At 60.0% G+C, this 20,055-nt stretch carries 22 protein-coding genes and 1 riboswitch; of the genes, 11 read left to right on the forward strand and 11 right to left on the reverse strand.

The window, feature by feature from the left end:
• The first annotated feature begins 12 nt into the window (after nucleotides 1-12).
• The 4 genes from truB to rpsO all read left to right on the forward strand — a co-directional run bounded on the left by truB (nucleotide 13) and on the right by rpsO (nucleotide 2,753).
• Nucleotides 13-915, forward strand: a complete 903-nt coding sequence (gene truB / locus CR254_RS12460; RefSeq protein WP_097930475.1) for a tRNA pseudouridine(55) synthase TruB — start codon at nucleotides 13-15, stop codon at nucleotides 913-915.
• Nucleotides 916-952: 37 nt separating this feature from the next.
• Nucleotides 953-1,477: a DUF1643 domain-containing protein gene (locus tag CR254_RS12465; protein WP_097930806.1), complete on the forward strand. Its 525-nt coding sequence runs from the start codon at nucleotides 953-955 to the stop codon at nucleotides 1,475-1,477.
• On the forward strand, nucleotides 1,465-2,349 hold the full coding sequence (locus tag CR254_RS12470; protein WP_097930477.1) for a DMT family transporter: 885 nt from the start codon (nucleotides 1,465-1,467) through the stop codon (nucleotides 2,347-2,349). The genes CR254_RS12465 and CR254_RS12470 overlap by 13 nt, the downstream gene beginning before the upstream one ends.
• Nucleotides 2,350-2,483: 134 nt before the next feature.
• Nucleotides 2,484-2,753 carry a 30S ribosomal protein S15 gene (gene rpsO, locus CR254_RS12475; protein ID WP_097930479.1) on the forward strand — a complete coding sequence of 90 codons (270 nt, stop codon included), beginning with the start codon at nucleotides 2,484-2,486 and terminating at the stop codon, nucleotides 2,751-2,753.
• Between the two features lie 64 nt (nucleotides 2,754-2,817).
• Here the strand turns inward: rpsO and CR254_RS12480 are convergent, their stop codons facing one another.
• Nucleotides 2,818-3,477: a hypothetical protein gene (locus CR254_RS12480; RefSeq protein ID WP_097930481.1), complete on the reverse strand. Its 660-nt coding sequence runs from the start codon at nucleotides 3,475-3,477 to the stop codon at nucleotides 2,818-2,820.
• A 168-nt stretch (nucleotides 3,478-3,645) separates the two neighbouring features.
• On the opposite strand from CR254_RS12480, the gene pnp reads away from it, so the two are divergent.
• Nucleotides 3,646-5,769: a polyribonucleotide nucleotidyltransferase gene (gene pnp / locus CR254_RS12485; RefSeq protein WP_097930483.1), complete on the forward strand. Its 2,124-nt coding sequence runs from the start codon at nucleotides 3,646-3,648 to the stop codon at nucleotides 5,767-5,769.
• A gap of 75 nt (nucleotides 5,770-5,844) precedes the next feature.
• Here the strand turns inward: pnp and CR254_RS12490 are convergent, their stop codons facing one another.
• Together CR254_RS12490 and CR254_RS12495 are read right to left on the reverse strand one after the other, a co-directional pair.
• Nucleotides 5,845-6,006 (reverse strand): YqaE/Pmp3 family membrane protein, encoded by a 162-nt coding sequence (locus CR254_RS12490; protein WP_097930485.1) that lies wholly within the window; start codon nucleotides 6,004-6,006, stop codon nucleotides 5,845-5,847.
• A 59-nt stretch (nucleotides 6,007-6,065) separates the two neighbouring features.
• Complete coding sequence (locus tag CR254_RS12495; protein ID WP_180955986.1) at nucleotides 6,066-6,719, reverse strand: pseudouridine synthase; 654 nt, start codon at nucleotides 6,717-6,719, stop codon at nucleotides 6,066-6,068.
• A 40-nt stretch (nucleotides 6,720-6,759) separates the two neighbouring features.
• On the opposite strand from CR254_RS12495, the gene CR254_RS12500 reads away from it, so the two are divergent.
• Nucleotides 6,760-7,629, forward strand: a complete 870-nt coding sequence (locus CR254_RS12500; RefSeq protein WP_097930487.1) for a DMT family transporter — start codon at nucleotides 6,760-6,762, stop codon at nucleotides 7,627-7,629.
• Between the two features lie 25 nt (nucleotides 7,630-7,654).
• On the opposite strand, the gene CR254_RS12505 is transcribed toward CR254_RS12500, so the two are convergent.
• Complete coding sequence (locus tag CR254_RS12505) at nucleotides 7,655-9,574, reverse strand: transglycosylase SLT domain-containing protein (protein WP_219618009.1); 1,920 nt, start codon at nucleotides 9,572-9,574, stop codon at nucleotides 7,655-7,657.
• A gap of 150 nt (nucleotides 9,575-9,724) precedes the next feature.
• On the opposite strand from CR254_RS12505, the gene dapA reads away from it, so the two are divergent.
• Together dapA and smpB are read left to right on the forward strand one after the other, a co-directional pair.
• Nucleotides 9,725-10,603 (forward strand): 4-hydroxy-tetrahydrodipicolinate synthase, encoded by an 879-nt coding sequence (dapA, locus tag CR254_RS12510; RefSeq protein WP_097930491.1) that lies wholly within the window; start codon nucleotides 9,725-9,727, stop codon nucleotides 10,601-10,603.
• Nucleotides 10,604-10,624: 21 nt separating this feature from the next.
• The gene (gene smpB, locus CR254_RS12515) at nucleotides 10,625-11,101 is read left to right on the forward strand and encodes an SsrA-binding protein SmpB (RefSeq protein ID WP_097930492.1); all 477 of its coding nucleotides are present in this window, start codon (nucleotides 10,625-10,627) and stop codon (nucleotides 11,099-11,101) included.
• Between the two features lie 39 nt (nucleotides 11,102-11,140).
• On the opposite strand, the gene CR254_RS12520 is transcribed toward smpB, so the two are convergent.
• Complete coding sequence (locus CR254_RS12520; protein ID WP_097930494.1) at nucleotides 11,141-11,596, reverse strand: 6,7-dimethyl-8-ribityllumazine synthase; 456 nt, start codon at nucleotides 11,594-11,596, stop codon at nucleotides 11,141-11,143.
• A 70-nt stretch (nucleotides 11,597-11,666) separates the two neighbouring features.
• Nucleotides 11,667-11,799, reverse strand: a riboswitch (FMN riboswitch).
• A 67-nt stretch (nucleotides 11,800-11,866) separates the two neighbouring features.
• Between CR254_RS12520 and CR254_RS12525 the strand changes: the two genes are divergently transcribed.
• Nucleotides 11,867-12,565 carry a GNAT family N-acetyltransferase gene (locus CR254_RS12525; protein ID WP_245851618.1) on the forward strand — a complete coding sequence of 233 codons (699 nt, stop codon included), beginning with the start codon at nucleotides 11,867-11,869 and terminating at the stop codon, nucleotides 12,563-12,565.
• Nucleotides 12,562-13,131 carry a peroxidase-related enzyme gene (locus CR254_RS12530; protein ID WP_097930496.1) on the forward strand — a complete coding sequence of 190 codons (570 nt, stop codon included), beginning with the start codon at nucleotides 12,562-12,564 and terminating at the stop codon, nucleotides 13,129-13,131. Before CR254_RS12525 ends, CR254_RS12530 begins: the two co-directional genes overlap by 4 nt.
• Before the next feature lie 67 nt (nucleotides 13,132-13,198).
• Here the strand turns inward: CR254_RS12530 and CR254_RS12535 are convergent, their stop codons facing one another.
• From CR254_RS12535 to CR254_RS12555, 5 genes are all read right to left on the reverse strand, one after another.
• Complete coding sequence (locus CR254_RS12535; protein ID WP_097930498.1) at nucleotides 13,199-13,690, reverse strand: F0F1 ATP synthase subunit B family protein; 492 nt, start codon at nucleotides 13,688-13,690, stop codon at nucleotides 13,199-13,201.
• A 12-nt stretch (nucleotides 13,691-13,702) separates the two neighbouring features.
• Complete coding sequence (locus CR254_RS12540) at nucleotides 13,703-14,251, reverse strand: F0F1 ATP synthase subunit B' (protein WP_097930500.1); 549 nt, start codon at nucleotides 14,249-14,251, stop codon at nucleotides 13,703-13,705.
• 185 nt (nucleotides 14,252-14,436) lie between these two features.
• Entirely contained in the window at nucleotides 14,437-14,673 is a 237-nt protein-coding gene (locus tag CR254_RS12545; protein ID WP_097930502.1) for a F0F1 ATP synthase subunit C, read from the reverse strand.
• Between the two features lie 50 nt (nucleotides 14,674-14,723).
• Entirely contained in the window at nucleotides 14,724-15,503 is a 780-nt protein-coding gene (locus CR254_RS12550) for a F0F1 ATP synthase subunit A (protein ID WP_508619139.1), read from the reverse strand.
• A gap of 55 nt (nucleotides 15,504-15,558) precedes the next feature.
• Nucleotides 15,559-15,864, reverse strand: a complete 306-nt coding sequence (locus CR254_RS12555) for an AtpZ/AtpI family protein (protein WP_097930504.1) — start codon at nucleotides 15,862-15,864, stop codon at nucleotides 15,559-15,561.
• A gap of 246 nt (nucleotides 15,865-16,110) precedes the next feature.
• On the opposite strand from CR254_RS12555, the gene CR254_RS12560 reads away from it, so the two are divergent.
• On the forward strand, nucleotides 16,111-16,485 hold the full coding sequence (locus CR254_RS12560; protein WP_097930506.1) for an ArsR/SmtB family transcription factor: 375 nt from the start codon (nucleotides 16,111-16,113) through the stop codon (nucleotides 16,483-16,485).
• Here the strand turns inward: CR254_RS12560 and smc are convergent.
• Nucleotides 16,445-19,897: a chromosome segregation protein SMC gene (smc, locus tag CR254_RS12565; protein ID WP_097930814.1), complete on the reverse strand. Its 3,453-nt coding sequence runs from the start codon at nucleotides 19,895-19,897 to the stop codon at nucleotides 16,445-16,447. The genes CR254_RS12560 and smc overlap by 41 nt on opposite strands.
• Nucleotides 19,898-20,055: the final 158 nt, after the last annotated feature.

A 20,055-nucleotide genomic window follows, 5' to 3' on the forward strand; every position in this document is an offset into this window, starting at 1 on the left:
GAAAGAAACGACATGGCAAGACGTAAAAAGGGCCGCGCAATTGACGGCTGGCTCGTAGTGGATAAACCGGCGGGCGTGACTTCCACCACCGTTGTGAACAAGGTCCGCTGGGCGCTGGACGCTAAAAAAGCTGGCCACGCGGGCACCTTGGATCCAACGGCAACCGGCGTGTTGGCAATCGCACTGGGTGAGGCAACCAAGACCGTCCCCTATATTACCGATGCGCTAAAGGCCTATCGCTTTACCATGCGGCTGGGCACGGCGACCAATACCGATGATACCGAGGGCGAGGTCATCGCAACCTCGGAGACACGCCCCACAGATGCAGAAATCGTCGCGGCCCTGCCCACCTTTACCGGTGATATTGAGCAAGTGCCCCCGCAATTTTCCGCAGTGAAGGTAGACGGCGAACGCGCCTATGCCCGCGCCCGCGAGGGTGAGGAGATGGAGCTAAAGGCCCGCCCCCTCTACGTCGAAAGCCTAGAGATGGTCAGCCGCGACGGCGATCTGCTCGTTCTGGAAATGGTATGCGGCAAGGGTGGCTATGTCCGCTCCATCGCGCGTGATCTGGGCGCAAAGCTGGGCTGTCTGGGCCATGTCGATCACCTGCGCCGCATCTGGTCCGGCCCGTTCGAGCCATCCGACGGCATCAACTGGGAAACGCTGGAAAAACTGGCCCGCGATCCGGAGTTGGATCAGCACATCCACCCGCTTAGCGTTGGTTTGCAGGATCTGGTCGAACTGCCCGCAACGCCAGAGGGCGCGGTGCGTCTGCGCAATGGCAATCCGGGAATGGTTCTGGCATCCGGCGTGGAATATGGCGACGAATGCTGGGCCAGCTACGAGGGTAAGCCCCTCGCCGTTGGCATCTACAAGGCGGGCGAGCTGCACCCAACCCGCGTTTTCAACCTGTGAGGGACTTTCCGTGAATACGGGCGCCATGCGCAAATGTATGACCGGAAACCCCGACTGGATCGTCCGCACCCATATTGCGGACGATCGCCAATCCCAGGCGATCTACGACCCGAGCGAAACATATCGCTACGCCCTGACCCGCAGTTGGGGAACGGGGCCAAAACTGAACATCGTGATGCTCAACCCCTCCACCGCCGACGAATTACGCAATGATCCAACGATCGAGCGGTGCGAGCGTCGCGCACGTGCCGGTGGATTCGGGGCGTTCCGTATAACAAACCTGTTCGCCGTGCGCGCCACCGATCCCCGCGATATGAAATCGCACCCAGCGCCGATTGGTCCCGACAATGATCTGGTGCTGCACATGGCCACCGCATGGGCCGATATGACACTGTGCGGCTGGGGTGTTCATGGCACGCATATGGACCGCGCAAAAACGGTCACGGACATGCTGCGTTCCTCGGGCAATGCCTTACACGTGCTGGGATTGACCCGCGACGGCCATCCCCGCCACCCTCTCTACGTCGCATATGCACAAGGACCGCGCCCATGGGTGGTATGACTGAACGGCATCGCGGGCTTGCCATGGCCCTTATCGGGATCATGGTTCTGATGCCCGACACTGTGCTGTTTCGCCTGATCAGTACCGATTTGTGGACGCTGATGATCTGGCGCGCCGGGTTCCAGGGCGTCGTGCTGTGGATTGCCCTGATCCTACTGCGCGGGCGTAAACTGCCCGGCGATATCCGTGCATTGGGCCTGCCCGGCCTAGGCTTCATGCTGGCAATGGGTGTGGCGGCGATCTGCTTTAACCTCGCTATTGCGTGGACCACCGTCGCCAACACGTTGTTCATTCTGGCCGCAATGCCGCTATGGGCCGCGTTGATTTCATGGCTGTTGATGGGGGAGCGGATTGGCCTGCGCACGGGCCTGACCATCGCCGCGGCAATGATCGGTATCGGCATTCTGGTCACCGGCAAGGACGAGGGTGGCATCGCCCATTGGACCGGCGATCTGGCGGCATTGGCTGGCAGCTTTACCATGGCCAGCGGCTTTACCCTCGCGCGGTTTTCGCCGGGGCGCAGCATGGTGCCTGCGCTGGCGGGGTCGGCCTTTATCCCGGTACTGTTTGGCATTGTGATGGGCGGCGCAGCGATGCCGTTGCACGGCGATATGGGGCTGCTCTTTGTGATGGGAGCAATCATTGCTCCACTTAGTTTTGCGCTGATCTCCACCGCGCCGCGCTATATCCCCTCGACCGAGGTTAGCCTGATTATGCTGCTGGAAACGGCGCTGGCACCAATCCTCGTGTGGTGGATCGTGGGTGAGGACCCCGGCCCGCGCGCCGTTCTGGGTGGTACGATTGTGGTTAGCGCGCTGGTCATCAGCAACCTGATCGGGCTGCGGCGCGCACGCCCTTCCCCTGCGGGCTAAACTGTGCAATACGACGCGCGTTGCAACGGGACGACCGCTGCGACCCCTTCGCTGATTCCCGACCATGCTGGACGACATCCCGGCATTGGCCGTGGGGCGCGGGGCTTCTCAATACGAACCGAAAGGAAGACACGATGTCGATTACACCAGAGCTGAAAGCACAACTGATCAAGGATTATGGCGTTAAAGAGGGCGATACCGGCTCCTCCGAAGTGCAGATCGCAATCCTGACCAGCCGTATTTCCACGCTGACCGAGCACTTCAAAACCCACAAGAAGGACAACCACTCGCGTCGTGGCCTTCTGAAGATGGTGGCCCTGCGCCGCAAATTGCTGGACTATGTCCGCAAGGGCGATGAGGCAAAGTATCAGGACCTGATCAAGCGCCTGGGCATCCGCCGCTAAGGCATTTGCTATTGGTTGAGATTAGAGAGGCCGTCCCATCGGGGCGGTCTTTTTTGTTAGAATATTAGCTTTTCGCATGCTCGGGGTAAGGCAATCGAGCCTCTAAGCGTTTTAGCACCCATAGATAATCAGCAACGGCGACTTTGAAATCATCTATCGTTCCCAAATCACGATCTTTGAACGCGTGTATGGCATTTCGCCTGTGTTGGACCATTGTGACAAACAGATCGACCGCATTCGCCTCATCCGCAAACAATTTTATCTTAAGAAGAAACTTCCTTAATTTATCAAAATTAATTCCATCAGGCTCTTCCGGTACTCCCCTTTTTCGATCCATCGCCCCTGCATACTTAAGAGCCTCTGTATTTTCCGCGTACTCGCAGTAGTAGACGCAGAAGAGAAGCTTGAGAGTCCCCTCCACCAGAGCACCAAGGTTTACCCAAGCCAGAATGAGGCGCCCAGAATCCAAAGGATGGCAATCATCCGAAACCCACATTTCAAGCGTTTCAGATAATGACACCTGCCAGTCTAGTCGTGCCCTCGCAAGTAATTCCGCTGCCTCGTCTGGTGCCCAACCATGCGCACTGTGCCAAAAATCGGCGCACTTTTGGTTCAATGCTACGATTTCCGCAATCACGGTTTTCGGCGATGCGGTTGGCTGACTAAGCATCTTGATCCCTTCTACGCTACCAAACACACATAAGGCAGCAATGTAGCCGATCATAGCAAAACGCACCCCCTACCCAACCCGTCAAAAACCAGCTACACACGCGCGCATCTGCGCCGTAACGCTCCGACCCCGGCGTGCGCAGGAGGACTGGGGTTTGCGGCAATGGGGCCGCGTATGTTTAGGGGCGCCCGGAACGCTGGGTACGCCTCAGAAGGACAATAAATGTTCAAGGAATTCAAAAAATCCATCGAGTGGGGCGGTGATACGCTGACCCTCGAGACTGGCAAAATTGCCCGTCAGGCCGACGCAGCCGTGATCGCCACCTATGGCGAGACCAGCGTGCTGTGCGCCGTGGTGTACGAAAAGCAGCCCAAGAAGGGCTTCGATTTCTTTCCCCTGACGGTTCACTATCAGGAGAAATACTACGCAGCAGGCAAGATCCCTGGTGGCTTCTTCAAGCGTGAAGCACGTCCAACGGAAAAAGAGACGCTGACCTCGCGTCTGATCGACCGTCCGATCCGCCCCCTGTTCGTTCCCGGCTTCAAGCATGAGACACAGGTTATCTGTACCGTGCTGTCCCACGATCTGGAAAACGACCCGGACGTCGTTGCGATGATCGCAGCATCGGCTGCGCTGACCCTGTCGGGCGCGCCGTTCATGGGCCCGATCGGCTGTGCACGCGTTGGCTATTCCGGCGGTGAGTACCAGTTGAACCCATCCGTGGATGACATGCACAAGCTGCGTGAAAATCCTGAGCAGAACCTCGATCTGGTCGTTGCAGGCACCAAAGACGCCGTGATGATGGTTGAATCGGAGGCTTACGAGCTGTCCGAGGAAGTCATGCTGGGCGCTGTAAACTTCGGCCATCAGGCAATGCAGCCCGTGATCGACATGATCATCGATCTGGCTGAGGATTGCGCGAAAGAGCCATTCGACTTCACGCCTCCTGACTATTCCGAGCTGTTCGGCAAGGTTAAGGGTCTGGGCGAAGAGTCCATGCGCGCTGCCTTCGCGATCCGTGACAAGCAGCAGCGCCAGTCGGCAATCTCCGCTGCGCGTGAGGCGATCAAGGCAGAGTTGAGCGAAGAAGAGCTGGAGGACGCCAACCTCGGCGCCGCCATGAAGAAGCTCGAATCCTCGGTTCTGCGCGGCGACGTGGTCAAGAACGGCAACCGCATCGACGGTCGCGCGCTGGACACCGTGCGTCAGATCGTTTCCGAGACAGGCATCCTGCCTCGCACCCACGGTTCCGCACTGTTCACCCGCGGTGAAACGCAGGGTCTGGTTGTGACCACACTGGGCACAGGCGACGACGAGCAGATCATCGATGCGCTGCACGGTGAGAGCCGCTCGAACTTCCTGCTGCACTATAACTTCCCTCCCTACTCGGTTGGTGAAGCTGGCCGGATGATGGGCCCTGGCCGTCGTGAGATCGGTCACGGAAAGCTGGCATGGCGCGCACTTCAGGCGGTTCTGCCTGCGCCGACCGACTTCCCATACACCATCCGCGTTGTGTCCGAGATCACCGAGTCCAACGGCTCGTCCTCCATGGCATCCGTTTGCGGTGGCTCGCTGTCCATGATGGATGCAGGCGTTCCGCTGAAGGCACCGGTAGCCGGTGTTGCGATGGGTCTGGTGATGGAAGACGATGGCGACTACGCGATCCTGACCGACATTCTGGGCGACGAGGATCACCTCGGCGATATGGACTTCAAGGTTGCTGGTACGCAGAACGGCATCACCTCGTTGCAGATGGATATCAAGATTGCAGGCATCACGCCTGACATCATGAGCACCGCACTGGAGCAGGCAAAGGCCGGTCGTTTGACCATCCTGAGCGAAATGTCCAAGGCGATCACCACGGCGCAGGACTTCTCCGTCCACGCACCCCGCATCGAAACGATGCAGGTCCCTACCGACAAGATCCGTGAAGTTATCGGTTCCGGCGGCAAGGTCATCCGCTCGATCGTTGAAGAGTCCGGCGCAAAGGTCGACATCAACGATGACGGCGTCATCAAGATCGCATCGCCAAATGGCGAAGCAATCGAGAAGGCCCGCATGCTGATCCACTCCATTGTAGCGGAGCCTGAAGCAGGCGCTATCTACACCGGTAAAGTGGTTAAGCTGATGGACTTCGGCGCATTCGTGAACTTCTTCGGCAAGCGTGACGGCCTCGTGCACGTTTCGCAGCTGTCCAATGAGCGTGTTGGCCACCCGAAGGACATCCTCAAGGAAGGCCAGGAAGTGAAAGTCAAGCTGATGGGCTTTGATGATCGCGGCAAGGTACGCCTGTCCATGAAGGTTGTAGATCAGGAAACCGGCGAAGAGATCAAAGCCGAGGGCTGACCCCTGCGAACCAAAAATAGAAAGGCCCCGATGGTTATCCATCGGGGCCTTTTTCATTTGGGCGTCAGTTAAAAATTAATTACGCGCAATGATCCAGATCGCATGCACCACGCCCGGAATATAACCCAGCAAGGTCAGCACAATGTTGATCCAGAATTGCAGGCCAAATCCAACCTGAAAGAACACGCCAAGCGGCGGCAAAAGAACCGATAAAATAACGCGGATAATATCTGCCATGGAAAACTCCATTCTTTAAATTCGGCAAATCAACGCAGGTTTACACCCAAGGTTCCGGATTAGAACTGTGGCGGCACCTCAAATGTATGCCATGCACCGCCATCGGGGTGGCGCAAGCTCAGGGTTTCGGCATGCAACATCAGGCGCGGCGCCTTGGCCCCTGCATAGAACCGATCGCCCATGATCGTGTGGCCCAAGGCGCGGCAATGCACGCGCAACTGATGGGTGCGGCCCGTGCTGGGGATCAACGTTAGCAAGGTGTTATCCTCGCCCCGTTCGCGCACGCTCCAGTGGGTCAGACATGGCTTGCCCTGCTCGAAATCCACCTTTTGCAACGGGCGGTTCGGCCAATCGGGACATAGCGGCAGCGCGACAAAGCCCGCCTGCCCTGCCACCTGCCCGCCGACCCGCGCAACATATTGCTTACGCAGCGTTCGTTTTTCGAACTGCCAGTTCAAATGCCGCTGCGCCAACACGGTACGGGCAAACACCATGATGCCCGACGTATCCATATCCAATCGGTGAATCAGCAGCGCCTCGGGATAGACCTGCCGCAGGCGCAGTTCCAGCGAGTCAGTAAAGACGTTCCCCGGCACGCTGAGAAGCCCCGCAGGCTTCGCCACGATTAGCAGGTGTTCGTCCACGTGCACTACCTCCACCGGCACGACAGGCGGGCGGTAGATCAGCAGCGGCGGCGGTTTAATGTTGACCATGGGTTCCATCCCGCATCACTTACGTCACGGAGGTATCCCCATGCAATCCAACGACGCGAAACGCGGCATCTCTTTGATGGTCGCCACCACCTTTGTCTTTGCGGCACAGGATGGGATCAGCCAATATCTGGCCTCGGAATATAACGTCATCATGATTGTCATGGTGCGGTACTGGTTCTTTGCCGCCTTTGTCATCGCACTCAGCGCCTCTGGCCCGGGGGGAATCAGGGCGACCGCACGCACGACCCAACCCGTCTTGCAGATTTTCCGTGGATTGCTGCTGGTGGCAGAGATTTGCGTGATGATCCTCGCCTTTACCCTGCTCGGCCTGATCGAGAGTCATGCCGTATTCGCCATGTACCCCCTGCTGATCGCGGCGCTAAGCGGTCCGGTGCTGGGTGAAAAAGTCGGCTGGCGGCGCTGGGTCGCCATCGGCTTCGGCTTTGTCGGCGTGCTGATCATCCTGCGCCCCGGCCTGCGGGTTTTCGCGCCAGAGGCATTGGTCCCCCTGATCGCCGCATTGATGTTCGCGCTATACGGCCTGCTGACACGTCGCGCGGCACGGGATGATACGGCGGCCACCAGCTTTTTCTGGACAGGCATCGCCGGTGCCGTCGCGATCACCTGCGTTGGCCCATTTTTCTGGGAGCCGATGAGTGGCGGCGACTGGATGTGGATGGCGCTGCTGTGCGTAACAGGCGCGGGCGGGCATTGGCTGCTGATCAAAACCTATGAGGCCGCCGAGGCCGGAACAGTGCAGCCCTTCGCCTATTTCCAACTGGTGTTCGCAACTGGCTTAGGGATTGCCGTGTTCCGCGAAACGCTGGACCCGTGGACAGCGGGCGGTGCGGCACTGATCGTCAGCGCCGGTATTTACACGCTATTTCGGGAAAGGCTGCGCAAACGCTAGGCGCAGCCTACCGATAGTAATGCGATCACCCTGCGGTGATGTCCTGCTCAATGCGGATCGGCACGGGCGATCCGTTCAAACGCTGGCGATAGACGTGCATCCCCTCCAGCACACGCATCACGTAGTTGCGCGTCTCGTTAAAGGGGATGCCCTCGATCCAATCGACAACGCCCTCCACATCCATACGGCGCGGATCACCGTAGCGCTGCGACCACTGGCGGGGGCGGCTGGGGCCGGCATTATAGGCTGCCGCTGCCATGATGTAGCTGCCGCCAAAGGTCTGCAACTGCTCGGACAGATAGGTCGTGCCCAGCTGGATGTTATAGGCCGGATTTTCCGTCAACTGACCCAGCGAATATGACAGGCCCAACTGCCGACTAACCGCCTGCGCGGTGGCGGGCATCAGCTGCATCAGACCACGCGCGCCAACGCGGCTCTCAGCCTGCGGGTTCAGTTCACTTTCCTGTCGCGACAGGGCCATGACCATCTCGGCTGGCAGGTTTGCAGGCAGGGGCGGCAGGCCCATCAACGGATAGGCTGTCAGCGGCAGGGTCACGGTGGACCGTGCTGCCTGCTTGGACAAACGCACCGCGCTATCGGCACGCTGCACACCATCCAATGCGAATTGCGCAACACCGGCCATGGCTGCTGAGTCGGCTTGATCCAGCATCATCCGTGTCAGGAACAATTCGCCGTTCACCCAATCGCCACCTGCGTACAGAACGCTCGCCGCCGTAATGCGAGGATCGTTGCCAATCGCGGAGCTGCGCCAATCAGCCGCCTGCCCCTGCGACAGGCTGACATCAGGACCAATGCCAAGGCGCTGCGCCGCCAACTGCCCGTAGAAGCTAACCTGATGCTCCGCGCCGATCTCATAGGCTCTCTGCGCTGCGGAGAGGTCGCCTGCGGCCTCATGCGCGCGGCCCAGCCAATATCCCGCCCGACCAATTGAGATCGGCGTGCCTGCCACCTGTGAGAACCGCTCGAAATGGCCAATTGCGGCCTGCGGGTTGCGCAACTTGCGCAGTTGCAGGAACCCGGCCAGCCACTCCAGATCCGCATAGTCGGACCCGTCGCTCAGGCCGTGGCGCGATGCAAGTTCGTATGCGACCGAAACATTGCCGGTTCGCATCTCGCGCCGGGCATCGTCACGGCGATACCGCGCCCAGCGATCAGGGCGGCCCAGCATCTCAGCCGAGCCGGAGCGTTCGCGCATCAGGTCCATGGCCGTATCCAGCCCGCGCTGCCGCCGCCAACGGAACCGGTCATAGGCAAGGCCGGGATTCGATTGCAGCGCGGCAGGCACAGCATCAATCAGGTCGTTCACGCCATCAGCATTCCGCCGCAGGGCAATACGTGCAATGGCCAGCGCGCGCCAATCGGGGCTGACACGGGGAATCATCCGCTCCGCCTCGCTCAACCGGCCATCCCAGATTGCCGTATCCAACCGCGTCTGGTGATGTGCAGCCAATAATGCGGGGTGGCTGGCGGCGAGCTGCTGCTCTCCCAGCGTATCCAGCGACATGTTTTGCCACGCATCCACGACCAGCGCGTCGGCTTCCGCCGCACGCCCCGTCGCGCGCAAAGCGCGGTCCAGCGCGATCACGCCACCGCCTGATTGCGGGCTTTCCCCGTCAAAGAATGTCAGAATATCCGCAGGCGTCGCATCCGCAGGAATCCGCGGCTCACCCGCGCGGCGCATCCGTGCCAGACCGGGCCAGTCGCCGCGTGTTTCCATGAACCGGACATATTCCCACCAGTTCGCATCACCGGCGCGCAGGCGGCTCCAATTCACGACCTCCATCGCCTCTGAGGAGCCTAGCCCCTGCGCGGCGGTGACGGCCTGAACCCAGTCACGTTCCCCCGCCGCATCGACCAATTGCGTGGCCCGCGCCGCATCCTGCGCCGCAACCGGCCCCGCACTTAATATAGCAATCGCTGCCACCGGCAGGATCATTCTCGACAAAACGGTAAAAACCACTAGAACCCCCAACACATCTGCGTTCGTCCGACCATATGGGCCGGCGGCGTGTGTTTCCAATCACGGCTTTGCGGGCGAGGGCTCGTAATTGCAAATAATTCCGGAGCTTTCCCCATGTTCAAAGGTTCGATCCCCGCGCTCGTCACACCCTTTGCCGATGGGAAGATCGACGAGAAGGCGCTGCGCGCCATCGTTGATTGGCACATTGCTGAGGGTTCCCATGGGCTTGTCGCCGCTGGCACCACAGCGGAAAGCCCAACCCTGACGCATGACGAGCATGAGCAAGTCGTGCGCATCGTCGTGGAACAAACCGCAGGCCGCGTGCCGGTCATCGCGGGTGCCGGGTCCAACAACACGGTCGAGGCAATCCGATTCGCGCAATTCGCGGCGGAGGTCGGCGCAGACGGTCTGTTGATCGTTACACCGTATTATAACAAGCCGAACCAAGCGGGCATGATCGCGCATTTCACCGCGATCCACGATGCCTGCACCCTGCCAATCATGTTGTACAACATCCCGTCACGTTCGGTCGTGGATCTGACACCTGCAACCATGGGCGAACTGGCCAAGCTGGAGCGCATCGTCGGCGTCAAGGATGCAACCGGCGACGTGGCCCGTATTTCGGATCAGCGCATCACATGCGGCACCGATTTCATTCAGGTTTCGGGCAATGACGAAACATCGCTGGCGGTAAACGCACATGGCGGCGTTGGCTGTATCACCACAGTCGGCAATATCGCGCCAAAGCTGTGCGCAGAACTGCAAGTCGCCTGCCTCGCCGGTGATTTCATCACGGCCCGCGAAATTCACGACCGCCTGTTCCCGCTGTTCCGCGCCGCGTTTCTGGAACCGAACCCCGTTCCCGCCAAATACGCAATGTCGCTGCTGGGCTTGTGTTCCGAGGAGGTTCGCCTGCCCTTGGTTCCCTGCTCGGACGATACGAAAGCACGTGTTTGCGCAGCAATGCAGCATGCAGGCCTGTTGAATGGCTAAGCGAAGCGCTATCTAAACAGCATGGCACAGAAAAAGAACGCAGACCCGAACAACAAGACCGTCGCGGAAAACCGCAAGGCGCGCTATAATTATGCCGTTGAGGATACTCTCGAAGCAGGAATTATGCTTGAGGGGTCCGAGGTCAAAAGCCTGCGCGCTGGTGGTGCAAACATCGCTGAAAGCTATGCCAGCGTTGAGGAGGGTGAGCTGTGGCTCATCAACTCCTATGTTGCGCCCTTTGCCCAATCCATGAATCGCCATTTCGCGCATGAGGAACGGCGGCGGCGCAAGCTGTTGGTGAACAAACGCGAGCTGTCCAAACTGTGGCAGGGCGTCGGGCGTGAGGGGATGACCATTGTTCCGCTCAAGCTGTACTTCAACGACAAGGGCCGTGCGAAGCTGCTGCTAGGCTTGGCCAAAGGTAAAACCCATGCCGACAAACGCGACACCGAGAAAAAGCGCGACTGGCAGCGTGAAAAGGCCCGCCTGCTGCGCTGAATAAATGCCGAAGGGACGAATGCCCCTTCGGCCCATCTATTAGGCAACCGCCTCTAGTGCGGCATCCGCGCTCAGCACAGCAACAGCCGCGCGTGCGGCCTCTTTGCCCTTTTCCACGAAATGCGCCTCGAAGAAGCTCTGATGCTCAGCCGAGTTGTGGAAGTGATGAGGGGTCAGAACCACGCTCAGCACCGGTACATCCGCATCCATCTGCGCGCGCATCAGGCCGTCAATCACCGCGCTGGACACAAAGTCATGCCGGTAGATACCACCATCCACAACGAAAGCCGCTCCAACGACTGCTGCATAACGACCCGACAGGGCCAGACGGCGGGCCAGCAGCGGGATCTCGAACGCACCGGGCAGGTCGAACACATCGACGCTCATATCCGGGCGCAATTCGCCAAGTGTCTCAACAAAGCCAACATGGGCGCGATCAACGATTTCCGAATGCCAACGGGCACGGATAAAGGCGATACGATTTGGGCGTGTCATGGGAAATTCTCCTTTGCTCCAAGTGACACGGACCCAGGGCATAGGAGAGCATGCCGCATAATGCGACCGCCCCCGTTCTCTCACATCCGGACTATGACCGTCGGCTCTGGAATTACACCAGATCTGCTGACACCTCTCTGCTGAGAGGCCGCTCGCGGGCTATCACCGCCGGTGGGGAGTTTCACCCCGCCCCGAGAACGTCGTCCCCCCTTTGCGGGCGGACGAGTTATGATAGCAAGGGATGACACGCGCTGAAAGACGGAACACGACATGACGTTGCCTACACCCGCCACTCTGTTCGACACGCTCGACGCAACATGGCCGCCCGAACGCTATCAACAGCAGGGCGATTGGCTGCTGCGTATCGGCGGTGACGGGGGCAGCAGGGTCAATTGCGCCACGCCTATGGTGGATGCGCCTGACCTAAGCGGGTGTGGCCCTCTCATCAGTGTACGTGGCGCACAGGGCGATCTGGATGCGCAACTAGACGCCGCCGGATACCGCATCAAGGATGCCTGCCGCCTGATGGTCGTGCGCAGTGCTGATCTGGCCGCCCAACTGCCCGCTGGCCCCCGCACGATCGCGGGTGACGGTCCAATCGCCCGGATGCTTGAAATCTGGCAAGCTGGCGGCATCGGACCCGCACGGCTGGCAATCATGAATCGCGCGAACGCTCCAAAATCCTACATCGCTGGGCGCGTCGGTGATCGTCCGGCGGGCTGCATCTATGTCGGCGCAAAGGGCAACGTGGCCATGCTGCACGCGCTGGAAGTCGCCACAGAGCATCGGCGCAAGGGCCTCGCCCGTGATCTGGTCGCCGCCTGCGGACACTGGGCCGCGCAAAACAATGCGGAATGGCTGAGCCTGATCGTGACAGAGGCAAATACAGGCGCACATGCACTATATTCTAACATGGGCTTCACCGATATCGGCGGCTACCATTACCGAAAAATGGAGGAAGCCCAATGAACCCAGACCACCCAACCGCGCTAAACCTGCGCCAGCAGGAACCCCTGCCAGAACGCACAGCGAAATTCTTTGCCATCTGCGAGGAAAAGCTAGGCATGGTGCCCAACGTGCTGCGCTCATATGCCCACAACACCGTCAAGCTGGATGCATTCACCGCAATGTATAATGACCTGATGCTGGGTGAGAGTGGCCTGACCAAGCTGGAGCGTGAGATGATCGCCGTCGTCGTCAGCGCCGTGAACCGGTGCTTCTACTGCCTTGTGGCCCATGGTGCCGCAGTACGTGAACTTAGCGGTCAGCCTGAACTCGGCGAAGCGCTGGTGATGAATTACCGTGTGGCAGTTGTCAGCACGAAGCAACGTGCCGCTTTGGATTTCGCCGTTTCCATGACCGAAGCCTCCTACCGCATTGAGGAAGCCGATCGTCAGGTTCTGCGCGATGCGGGCTGGACCGATGCGGACATCTGGGACATCGCCGCTATTGCGAGCTTCTTTAACATGTCCAACCGGATGAGCAGCGCAATCGATATGCGCCCAAATACAGAATACCACGCCACGGCACGCTAGGACTGTAGATACAAAAACGCCCGAACCATCAGGTCCGGGCGTTTCGTAAACTTCAATATGCGAAGGCTTAGTGCAGCTTTGCGCCAACCTGCTCGATAGCGGAATCGATCAGGTCGCTTGCCCGTGCTGCGTCCATCTGCGTGGTGATCACATCCTGTGCAGCGGCAATAGCCACCTCAACAGCACGATCCTTAACTTCCCGAACTGCGCCAGCCTCAGCAGAAGCAATCTGATCCTTCGCGGATGCGATGCGACGCTCAATCGAGGCAGCCAGATCAGCCTTTGCCGCATCAGCATTTTGCTGCGCTTCGGCTTTTGCCTTACTTACGATCTCGGCAGCCAACTGCTCAACTTCCTGCTGCTTCCGCTCATAGGAAGCGAGGATTTGCTGTGCTTCCTCACGCAGAGCGCGGGCTTCGGCCAGATCAGCTTTGATCTTGTCAGCGCGATCATCGAGCAGCTTTGCGATTTTGCCGGGAACGCCAGCATAAATCAGGAAGCCAACGAAGATGACGAACGCGATAGCGACGACGATATTGGTGTCATACAAAAAGCTCATATCAGACGCTCCTTACGAGTTCGTGCGTGCAGCAACGGCCGCGTCGATGGCGGATGCGTCTGCAACGTCAGGGGCCAGGGCTGCGACCAGTGCCTGCGCAGTGTCCCTCGCAACGGCCTGAACGGCAACAGCAGCTTCGTCGCGGATCGTGGCGATACGTGCTTCGGATTCTGCGGATTGTGCGTTGATCTGCTCATCAGCTTTCGTCATGGCGGCGTCGATCTCTACCTGGATTTCAGCGCGGGTCTTATCCGCGATGCGGCCAGCCTCGGCACGGGCATCTGCGAGCGCTTGGTCGTAAGCTGCCTCGGCTGCCTCTGCCTGACGGCGGTAATCAGCGGCACGTTCGATATCATTAGAGATCGCGTCCTGACGCTCCTCGATCGTTGCGCCGATCCGTGGCAGTGCCACGCGGGAGAGCAGGAAGTAGATGGCGACCAGCGCCACGAACAGCCAGAAAATTTGACTTGGGAAGGTTTCGATCGCCAGCTGCGGAATACCGCCAGCCTCATGTGCGACTTCTGCGCCGTGTGCCGCGCCTTCCGTGGTTGATGTCGCCATGACAGCTCTCCGATACGGGCTGAGCCTGTATGCACCCGGTATTACGCGGATCGCAGACAGGTCCGAAAATCTGGGTCATCAGCCCAATGGGCCGGTCGTGTAGGTTCGACTGAACCTGAACTTGCTCCCGAAGGAGGGTTCACCGCGCGAGGGATATCCCCGCGCGGTGGAATGCAAACTGTCGATTAGACAGCGAACATCAGCAGCAGAGCGACGAGGAACGAGAAGATCCCCAGTGCTTCTGCGAATGCGATGCCGATGAAGAACGTAGCTGTCTGCTCGCCTGCTGCCGCCGGGTTGCGAAGTGCACCCGAGAGGAAGCTGCCGGCTACGTTGCCTACACCGACGCCCGCGCCGCCGATGCCGATGCATGCGAGACCTGCGCCGATGAACTGGCCCATTGCTGCGATATCGCCTTCCATGATGATGCTCCTTAGGTTGGAATGGCTAGATTAGAAAGCTGCACGAACCGTTAGTGGCCCGGATGCAGCGCGTCATTGAGATACACGCATGTCAGGATAGTGAAGACATACGCCTGCACCACAGCGACGAGCAATTCGAGCCCGTACATCGTGGAGATCGCAAGGATAGGTACCGCCGCGCCTGGCCCGTAGGTCAGCACTGCGAGGCCACCGGCAAAACCGGCGAACACTTTAAGAACTGCGTGGCCTGCCATCAGGTTTGCACCCAAACGAATGGAGTGGCTGACGGGGCGCACGAAATAGGAAATCAGTTCGATAACTGCCAGAATTGGGCGCAGCGCGAGTGGCGCATCCTCTGCCCAAAACAGCTTAAGAAATTTGGGGCCGTTCAGCACAAAGCCGAGGATCGTAACGCCCAGAAAAACCAGCATCGCCAAAACACCGGTCACAGCAACATGCGATGTGACGGAGAAGCTGTAAGGCAGCAACGCCAGCAGGTTTGCGAACAGGATGAACGTGAACAGCGTCATGATGTAGGGGAAAAAGCGGATCGCCTCACGACCGGCAACATCCTCGACCATCTTGTAAACAAAACCGTAGATCATCTCACCAACGGACTGGATCCGTGTTGGAACCATTGCGCGGCCACGGCTGCCCAGAACGAACAGCGCAGCGATTGCGACCACGGTCAATGCCAGCCACAGCACCTGATTGGTGAACATGCCGATACCGGCCATACCGACAGGGCCACCCTCGCCGCCGAGGCTCGACACAATGAACTGGTCCATCGGGTGAATGGCGAAGAGTTCGCCTTCGGTCGGTGTTGCCACGTCTCAATCCTCACTCATATCGCCCGAATTCCGGCTGTGCCGGTATGGGCGGATCTCAATCCTGACGCGCTTGCGTCGCTTTATCCTGCACCCGCTTGGCGGTGCGCATCATTGTGCGTACTCCGGCGATGAAGCCAAGAATACAAAAGGTCGCAAGGAAGATCGGCATCGTGCCAAAGAGCCAATCGAGGCTCCAACCCATCCCCAAGCCGATCAGCAAACCTGCCACCAACTCGATCACCATCTGCCACGCTAGGTTGGCCTTCTGGTACTTGCTCTCTCCCTCGGGTGCGGGCTCCCGCGCAGCTTGCGCTGCTGCGATCCTCCGGTCCAACTCATCCAGCTTGTTTCGATCCGTCATTCTGATCGTTCCAGCTGGCGGCTGGCCTCCTCAACCGATTTGCGCGGACCATAGGCACGCGATAGTGCCAAGTCAACAGACCTACACAGCGAATTCATCGGCCTAACTCACTGTAAATAAACAACATAAATATCAGCACTTGAATTAGATTCAGACCGGCACCACCCCGCAGCCCATGAACCAGCACGATATGGTATTTTCAACCAATCGGTTGATGATTCATTCGCAACAGGACACACTCACCTGATGTCATCGCGCTCCGCCACACTTGATGCCGCATTCGCCGCCCTTGCCGACCCGACGCGGCGGGCGATCCTAACGCGGTTGCTGGATGGCGACCTGCCCGTCGGCACCTTGGCAGAGCCGTTTGACCTGACCCTCGCCGCCGTATCCAAGCATCTGCAAATTCTGATGCGGGCGCAGCTTGTCACGACAGAAAAACGCGGGCGCGAAAAATGGTGCGCCCTCAACCCCGATGCGATCGCCCCCGCCGCACAATGGATCGAGGCCTTTGGCGCCTGGGGCGATGATGATATCAACCGAATGGAGGCCGCTCTCGCACCGCTGCTCGATGCAGAGGTCACCCCACCAGCTCCTCCGCCCGACGCAGATCAACGCTGACCAATTGACTGACCCCCTGCTCCGCCATCGTGACGCCGAACAGCCGATCCATGCGGCTCATCGTGACGGCATGATGCGTGATGATCAAAAAGCGGGTGGCCGTGGTGCGCGTCATCTCATCCAGCAGATCACAGAACCGGCTGACATTGGCATCATCCAGGGGCGCGTCCACCTCATCCAGCACACAGATGGGCGAGGGGTTGGCGAGGAAGACCGCGAAAATCAGGCTCATCGCCGTCAGCGTCTGCTCACCACCGGATAGCAGGGACAGAGTGGACAGCTTCTTGCCGGGCGGCTGGCACATGATCTCCAGCCCGGCCTCCAGCGGGTCATCGCTCTCGATCAACTCAAGATTCGCCTCACCACCCCCGAACAAATGCGTAAACAACCGCGCGAAATTTTCATTCACAGTGTCAAAGGCCGCCAGCAACCGCTCGCGCCCCTCACGGTTTAGATTGGCGATGCCGATGCGCAGCTTCTCACAGGCGACATCCAGGTCCGCCTTTTCCGTGGCCAGCGTATCGTGCTCCTCACGCACCTCGCGGCTGTCCTCCTCCGCCCGCAGGTTAACTGCCCCCAGCGCATCGCGCTGTCGGCGCAACCGCGTGATGTCAGCCTCAATCATATCAACCGGAGGCATCTTGTCTGGGTCAGCCTCCAGCGTTTCCAGCAGTTTTTGCGGCGAGACGCTCAGCGCCTCCTCGATCCGCTCCACGGCCAGCGCCACAGTTGCCGCCGCCGCGTCCCGCAGCGCCTCATCCCGCGCGCGCCCCTCACGCGCGTTCGAGGCCGCCTTCTCCGCCTTGCGCTCCGCCTGATCCGCATCGCGCAGCGCCGCCTCCCCCACGGCCAGCGCATCCGAGGACGCCCGCCGCCGCGTTTCCGCCCTCGTAAACTCAGTGGACAACTCTGCCCGCTTCGCCGCGATCTGCTCCGGCTGGCTGCTGGCCGATTTCAATTCTGCCTCGGCATCCTCGGCGCGGGTGTGCAATTCCGCAGTCCGCTTTTCAGCCGTCTCCAGCCGCTGTTTCCACCCGTTGATTTCAACTGTCAATTCCTGCTGGCGTTTCACGCGGGCCTCACCCTCACGCCGCACAGCATCAGCGCGGGAACGGGCCGCCATCATGGTCGAGCGCGCCTCCGCAACGGTGTCACGGACAACCTCAACCGCGGCACGGACCTGCTGCAAATCGCCCAATCCACTATGCTGTGCTTGCGCATCTGCCAGCGCCTCCTCAGCCTGCACTACATCCTCGGCACGATGCTCCGCTGCCTGATGCAAAGTCTCCACACGGGCTTGCAACATCGACATATCCGCTTCAACCCGACCCAGAACGCGCGTCGCATTGGTTGCCGCCGCATCTGCATCACGTCGTGCCGCGCGGGCCACGCTATCCTGTTGCGCCGCCTGCTCCAGCGCATTTTTGGCCTGTTGATGCGCCACGCCAGTCATACGCGCGATTTCCTGCGCCGTGCCATGCGCCGTCTCCAACTCCTCCAACCGATTTTTCTGCTGCAACCGCAATGCCGTGGTCGAGGGCACATCAGCCGCAGCCACGCGGTAACCGTCCCAACGCCACAAATCCCCCTCACGTGAAACCAATCGTTGGCCGGGGGTGAGCGCGCCCTGCAACGCATTCCCTTCGGACGCCCCAACAACCCCGATCGCCTGCAATCGCCGCGCGAGCACGGATGGTGCAGTTACGTAATCGGCCAGACGCGCGGCGCCCTCGGGTAATTCGGTGATTTGCGCATAGGGGGGCAAATCCGACCAACCTGAGCCCTGCTCACCCGCAATCGGCGCTTTCAGATCATCGCCAAGAGCCGCCCCCAACGCGGCCTCATATCCCCGTTGCGCACGGATATGTTCCAGCACCTGCCCACCCTGCCCGACATCGCGCGCCAGCAAGCGGCGCAGGGCAGTAACCTCCCCCTCCAGCGCCTTTGCCTCACCTGCGGCGGTGGAGGCTGCACCGCGCGCCTCGGCCTCCGCGATCTGAGCGGCAGCGCGGGTTTTCTCAACATCCAGCAGGTTCTCCTCCGCCACAGTGGCCTGCTGCTGCGCGGCCTGTTGTGCGGATATCGCATCGGCAAGGCGCGTCCGCAGCGCCGCTAAATCTGTCGTAATTTGCGTGGTTGCTGCTGTGGACTTGTCACGAGCGGCAATTGCTTGGGCCTGACGTTTCTGCGCCTCGTCCAATTGGCGGGCGACAGTTTGATGTCGCGCGGACAGGCGCGCGGCATCCTCCGCCTGCTGGTCCAGAGTTGCCTCATGCGCCTTTAGTTCCGCCTCGGCCTGCGTGGCCTCGCTTAGCGCCTTGGCGCTCAACGCCTCATGCCCGGCACCGGCCTGGATCAAGGTCGCCTGCTCCGCCTGTAACCGCGCGACAGTTTCGCCCGCATCGTGGTTTAGCTGCCCCTCACGGTCCATATCCTTGTGCAACTGCGCGATATTGGCCTGCAAGCGCTCCACAGCCCGCCGCGCGCGATGCTCGCGATCCTTCAGCGTATCGCGCTCCACCGTCAGACGTTGCAGAACAGCACCCGCAATGGCCTCCTCCTCACGCAAAGCTGGCAAAGCATCGGCGGCGGTCTGCCGGACCTGTACACAACGTGCCGCCTCACCCTGCTCACGGGCGGCCTTGGCTGTTGCTTCGGTCAGGGTTGCCTCAGCCACCAGCAGGGCAGCATCCGCCTCACGCCAGCGGCGATACAACAGCAAGGCCTCCGTCTGCCGCAGCTCATGCGCAATCTCACGATATCGCGCGGCCTGCCGCACCTGTCGGGCCAACACGCCGATCCGTTGTTCAAGCTGGGTCAGCACGTCCTCAACCCGCTCCAGATTGGAAGCGGTGGCGCGCAGTTTTAGCTCCGCCTCATGTCGGCGCTGGTACAGGCCGGAAATGCCGGCAGCTTCCTCCAGAATACGCCGCCTTGCCTTGGGCTTCGCATTGATCAGCTCCGATATCTGCCCCTGCCGCACCAGTGCAGGAGAATGCGATCCCGTCGAAGCATCCGCAAACAGCATCTGCACATCGCGCGCACGACTGTCCCCGCCATTAACCTTGAACGCAGACCCCGCATCCCGCGTAATCCGGCGCACAATCTCAATCCGGTCGCTGTCGTTAAATCCTGCGGGGGCCAATCGCTGCGTATTATCCAGCGTTAGAGTGACCTCCGCATAATTTCGGGCAGGCCGCGACGACGCACCGGCAAAGATCACGTCCTCCATCCCCGAACCGCGCATCGCGGTGGGCCGGTTCTCGCCCATGACCCAGCGCAGTGCCTCCAGCAGGTTCGATTTCCCGCACCCGTTCGGCCCCACCACACCGGTCAGCCCGTCAGCAATCAGCAACTCCGTCGGATCGACGAAGCTTTTGAAGCCCAGCAATCTGAGTTTTGTGAATTGCACGTGCGGGATGCCCTGATTTCGATCGCAACCATGGTCAGGTTGCATGTGGCGTTAAGTCAAGGCATCCACGGCATGTGCGCTCTAGCCTCGGGAGCGTTGCAATATAATGAACGCTCTATGTTTTCTTTGCCTGTGGCAGCCCCATTTCTATGCCAGAC

Source organism: Pontivivens marinum, from assembly GCF_900231835.1.
Lineage (GTDB): Bacteria > Pseudomonadota > Alphaproteobacteria > Rhodobacterales > Rhodobacteraceae > Pontivivens > Pontivivens marinum.